Raw genomic sequence first — 4,054 nt, 5'->3', positions numbered from 1 at the left:
CCCCCGATCCTGACGCCGGCGTTCCTGTCGGAAGCAGAAACCTACTATCTGCGCCGTCTCACCAGCGTTAACCGTCCCGAACACAGGGCGGACTGCCCGTTCTTCCGCGATCAGGCCACCAACCGGCTGAGCGAAGTGCGAACGCAGGAGAGCCCGGCCGATCCGCCGACCGGCTATTTCGAGGTGCTGCGCCCGGCGCCCGAGAAGCTGGCGCAGCGTCCCGAAGAGGAAAGCAGCGACGACAGAACGCGCCAGGCCTCGGTGCCAAGGCTCGCCCGATTGCTCTGGCGTCTTATCAACCTCTCCGGTCTCAATCGTACGCTCTGCCTCTCCGACGAGAACCCGGAACATTCGATCAGCGACGAGTTCAAGACGCTGGCCATCGCGGCGCAGCGCGTCGAAATCGCACCGGGCATCGAGCTCGGCCGTGCCCTCTGGACGCATGCACAGGCGCTCCACAGCAAGCGCATCTATGCCCGCTTGCGCGAGCTCTCCCGAGTCTGGCCGCCCGGGCATGCGCCCCAGGGCTTCCTCGCGCTCTTCACGCAGAAGTTCGAAGGTTCGACGATCCATGTCGCCGGGAGCGATCCTGTCGTGCTGGCGAACCGCGTCCAGTCCCCCTCGATCCGCGGGAACACGATCAAGGGCCCCTATCTGACGATCGTCGTGGCGGGCCAATATCCCGAAGCGCATGGCTATGCGCCGCTTCGCGGCTATGCCCAGCCGATCTACTCGGGAAAGCGCTTCATCCCTGTCGATTCCGAGTTCGAGCGCGCGGTGCTGCGTGACCTGCTGCGGCTGCGCTGGTCCTTCGATCGCGCAGGGCTCGACCTTCTCCTCGAAAAGCCCGTGTTCGACACGCTCACGCCAATCGGATCATGCCGCCCGGATTTTCTGTTGGAAGCGCGCTCGCGCAGCACCGGCGAAACGCGGGAGATCATCGTCGAGGCAATGGGATCCACCGATGAAACCTATCTCGCCGCGAAAGCCGTGACCCACCCCCGCATGCAGCAGATCGCCCCGGTTCTGTGCGTCTCTCCGGACGACGTGGAAGAGGCGCGGATCGCGCCGCTCGTGCGGAAGGCGTTCGGCTTGTGACCGGCCCCTCTCGTTCCGTTTCGAGAGAGCGGCCTCGGACCGATGGCGCCTGCCGCTTTCTCATCGCCCGTTCATGGCATTCTGTCTGGAGGATAACGCTGTGCAGGACCGGTCCGCCGATTATGCGGCGCTCGCCGCTCACCTCAATCCCGACGATCCTGGCGACGGCGCCCGCCAGATCGATGCCACCATCATCGCCTATCAGCGTGCCCGATGCCGGCCCGGCAACCACGGACAGCTCGTGCGGCACCTCGGCATGCTGCTCATGCTGATCGCTGAAACGATCGCCGTGTTTCATGGGATGCTATGGCTCGAGCCGACCGCGCTCGCGCCCTATTTGGGCTTCATCCTAGAGGTTCCGCTTTGGACCGCGGCTCCTGTTGCGGCCATAGCCATCTGGCTCGCCTTTTTCCTGTCCTACCGCATCGAAGAGAAATCTGGTCAGGAGCTGCCGGAGCCGCCCGCCGCGATCCGCGACTGGCTCGAGGCGCACGACCATCGCCACGGAATTGCCTGGTGGCACGAGACGAGATGGCCTTGGCCCAAGCTGCGCGCCCACCGGCGCGAAATATTCGGCTATGTGATCTGGCGCAGAACGCCTCTGCCCTTGCGAGCTGCACCTTGAGGGTTGGCGGGCGTCGGCAGCTTAGGGAAGGGGCGCGGAGAGTGGCGCAAAGCTATCACCCTCGGTGGGCACGAATTCCGCAAACGTGCTCGCCTTCTGGGAATGTGGTCCGAAAAGCATCCGAAATCCCCGGCCCTAACATCCTGACGAAGCCTGACAGCGGACATAGCCAGACTGACGCGGACACATCGAACTCGCCGTCGCGGTCGACGCTAGAATTGGTCGGCGCAGCCCAGATAAGGTAGCTTAGCGCAAGGTATGCCTGGTGCTACGGAGGTCGCGCTATGGTGGCGCCAACATCAATCATACTCGATGACGCCCTTAAGGGGCGCGTCCAGCACCTGGCCGAAGTGCGTCGACGCAGCTCGCATTGGATCATGCGCGAAGCCATCGCACAGTATGTCGAACGTGAGGAAAAGCGCGAGGCATTCCGCCAGGACGCCATACGGGTGTGGGACGAATATCAGCAGACGGGCCTGCATCTGACGCTTGAGGAAGCCGATGCCTGGTTGGCGAAGCTCGAAGCCGGCGAGGACGCCTCTCAATGTCAGGGTGCGATGCAGCAACCGGATTCACCTCTAGCAATTTCACCCAAAGTGTATTACACTGAAATACAGATTTCAGATGCAGGAGTTTATCATGGCGGCAAGCCGTATGGTGCAGGCTCGCGTTCCTGGCGACATTCAGGATGCGGCCAGTCAGGTTATTCGGGCTTCGGGCCTGACGGTCAGCGACGTGGTGCGCGTGTTGATGACCCGGATCGCGCAGGACAAGGAGATTCCGGCGGCGCTGTTCCAGCCCAACGCGGAAACGCTGGCCGCCTTCGCCGAGGTCGAGCGCGGCGGCCTCGAGCGGTTTGCGTCCGTGGATGCGCTGTTCGCCGATCTTCATGCGGACGATTGAGCGCACCACGGCGTTTCGCCGGGACTTCAAGCGCGAGGCGAAAGGGCCGCGCCGCAATGTGCTGGATACCGATTTGCGGCGGATTATCGAGGCGCTGGCTACGGATGCGCCGCTGGAAGCGCGGCACCGGGATCATGCCTTGACCGGCAACTGGAAGGACTATCGGGACTGCCATGTAAAGCCCGACCTGGTGTTGATCTACCGGCTCATTGACGATGACCGGCTGATCCTCGCCCGTCTCGGCTCCCATTCGCAGCTCGATCTGTAGGCAGATGGCTTGCCGCCGATATGGAGGCCCTATGACCGATGAACTACCCGACAATCCGCCGATGGACGAAGCGTTCATGGCTGGCATGAGGCCATCCCGGCGTGGGCGCAGCGCCGAGCTGCTGACTATCGCCGACCGCGCCGCGGCGCATGTGAAGCGTCCCTATGTTGACCATGCCGAATTGCTCTACGACGAAAACGGGTTACCGAAATGATCCCCGGCACTTCGGCCACGACACCCCCGCAGCGCCGCCCAGTCATTCTGCACGTCAGCTTCGATGAGGCCGGCGCGGCGATCGGCCGCTTGCTCGCCATCGCCATGCCGCCGACGCGCGCGGCCGAGACCGGCGCATCATGGAAGGTCGCGGATTTTCTCCTGGCCTGGTGGAACGGCGACGAGTGCGGGCATTTCCCGATCATCCACTTGTGCAACGTCGATGCCGTTATTGCCGAGGATATGCTTACGATCATGGCCTATCTGGCGCAGGAGTCGACGACCTACGCCGATGCCTGGGGCTACCGCGACGCGATGGGCGACCTTTGGGTGCGCTATCGTGGCGACCCGGCCGAGGCCGTTTAAACGTGCCGGAGATCCACCGCCATCAATGGGAGGCGATATGACCGACGACGAGCTTCTGGACGACAACGCGGCCGAGCGCGCCCAAGCGGCGGCGCTGCGCGACCAGGCCCGCGCCGGGGGCTTGCGCTTCGAGGCGTATCTTACCAAAGATCAGGCCGACTGGCTGTTGGAGCAGATCGAACGGGGCAGGTTTGCCGATCCTTCCGAGGCGGTGTTCCTGACCGTCCAGAACTTCATCGAAATGGAGCCGCACGGCGATCTACGCGACGAGTTGCTGCGGCGTCGTATTCAGGCCGCGATAGATGATCCGCGGCCGGGGATTCCGCACGAAGAAGTCTGCGCCAAAATAGAGCAATGGATCGCCAAGCCGCGTCCCGAACCGGCGCGGTGGCAGAGGGCGGCGCAATGACCGCGCCCTCCCCTGCCCGGTTCAGCGCCGAGGACCGCGCCGTGCTGCTGGCCGTGAAAGGCGTCGGCCCCACGGTTCTTGAGCGCCTGGAAACGCTTGGCATCGCCAGCATGGAAGCCCTGGCGTGCCAGGGCGCGGACGAGGTGTGCCGGCGCATCGCGGCGATGCTGGG

The 4,054-nt window shown here is 64.0% G+C and carries 7 protein-coding genes and 1 pseudogene; all 8 read left to right on the top strand.

Annotation, left to right across the window (positions count from 1 at the left end):
* On the top strand, positions 1-1,098 hold a 1,098-nt coding region (locus RLDS_RS32485; RefSeq protein WP_021224640.1), incomplete at its 5' end, for a hypothetical protein.
* A gap of 100 nt (positions 1,099-1,198) precedes the next feature.
* A complete protein-coding gene (locus tag RLDS_RS32480) occupies positions 1,199-1,723 on the top strand; it encodes a hypothetical protein (protein WP_037485683.1) in 525 nt (174 codons plus the stop codon).
* Positions 1,724-2,007: 284 nt separating this feature from the next.
* Positions 2,008-2,079: pseudogene (locus RLDS_RS57455) on the top strand (hypothetical protein); the annotation flags it as partial.
* Positions 2,080-2,362: 283 nt separating this feature from the next.
* Complete coding sequence (locus RLDS_RS32470; RefSeq protein WP_021224639.1) at positions 2,363-2,626, top strand: type II toxin-antitoxin system RelB/DinJ family antitoxin; 264 nt, start codon at positions 2,363-2,365, stop codon at positions 2,624-2,626.
* Positions 2,613-2,894 (top strand): type II toxin-antitoxin system YafQ family toxin, encoded by a 282-nt coding sequence (locus tag RLDS_RS32465; protein ID WP_020818517.1) that lies wholly within the window; start codon positions 2,613-2,615, stop codon positions 2,892-2,894. Before RLDS_RS32470 ends, RLDS_RS32465 begins: the two co-directional genes overlap by 14 nt.
* A gap of 31 nt (positions 2,895-2,925) precedes the next feature.
* The gene (locus tag RLDS_RS56855; protein ID WP_020818518.1) at positions 2,926-3,108 is read left to right on the top strand and encodes a hypothetical protein; all 183 of its coding nucleotides are present in this window, start codon (positions 2,926-2,928) and stop codon (positions 3,106-3,108) included.
* Positions 3,105-3,473: a DUF7673 family protein gene (locus tag RLDS_RS32455; RefSeq protein ID WP_020818519.1), complete on the top strand. Its 369-nt coding sequence runs from the start codon at positions 3,105-3,107 to the stop codon at positions 3,471-3,473. Before RLDS_RS56855 ends, RLDS_RS32455 begins: the two co-directional genes overlap by 4 nt.
* 37 nt (positions 3,474-3,510) lie before the next feature.
* Positions 3,511-3,882, top strand: a complete 372-nt coding sequence (locus RLDS_RS32450) for an antitoxin PaaA2 family protein (protein WP_020818520.1) — start codon at positions 3,511-3,513, stop codon at positions 3,880-3,882.
* Positions 3,883-4,054 lie beyond the last annotated feature (172 nt).

This window comes from Sphingobium lactosutens DS20 (assembly GCF_000445105.1).
Classification (GTDB): domain Bacteria; phylum Pseudomonadota; class Alphaproteobacteria; order Sphingomonadales; family Sphingomonadaceae; genus Sphingobium; species Sphingobium lactosutens.
Note: the sequence above shows the minus strand (reverse complement) of the source record. Positions and strands in the feature narration are given on the sequence as shown.

Bases quoted from the DNA above. Each gene is read 5' to 3' on its own strand.
- RLDS_RS32470 (WP_021224639.1), top strand. From the start codon at position 2,363: ATGGCGGCAAGCCGTATGGTGCAGGCTCGCGTTCCTGGCGACATTCAG.
- RLDS_RS32465 (WP_020818517.1), top strand. From the start codon at position 2,613: ATGCGGACGATTGAGCGCACCACGGCGTTTCGCCGGGACTTCAAGCGC.
- RLDS_RS56855 (WP_020818518.1), top strand. From the start codon at position 2,926: ATGACCGATGAACTACCCGACAATCCGCCGATGGACGAAGCGTTCATG.
- RLDS_RS32455 (WP_020818519.1), top strand. From the start codon at position 3,105: ATGATCCCCGGCACTTCGGCCACGACACCCCCGCAGCGCCGCCCAGTC.
- RLDS_RS32450 (WP_020818520.1), top strand. From the start codon at position 3,511: ATGACCGACGACGAGCTTCTGGACGACAACGCGGCCGAGCGCGCCCAA.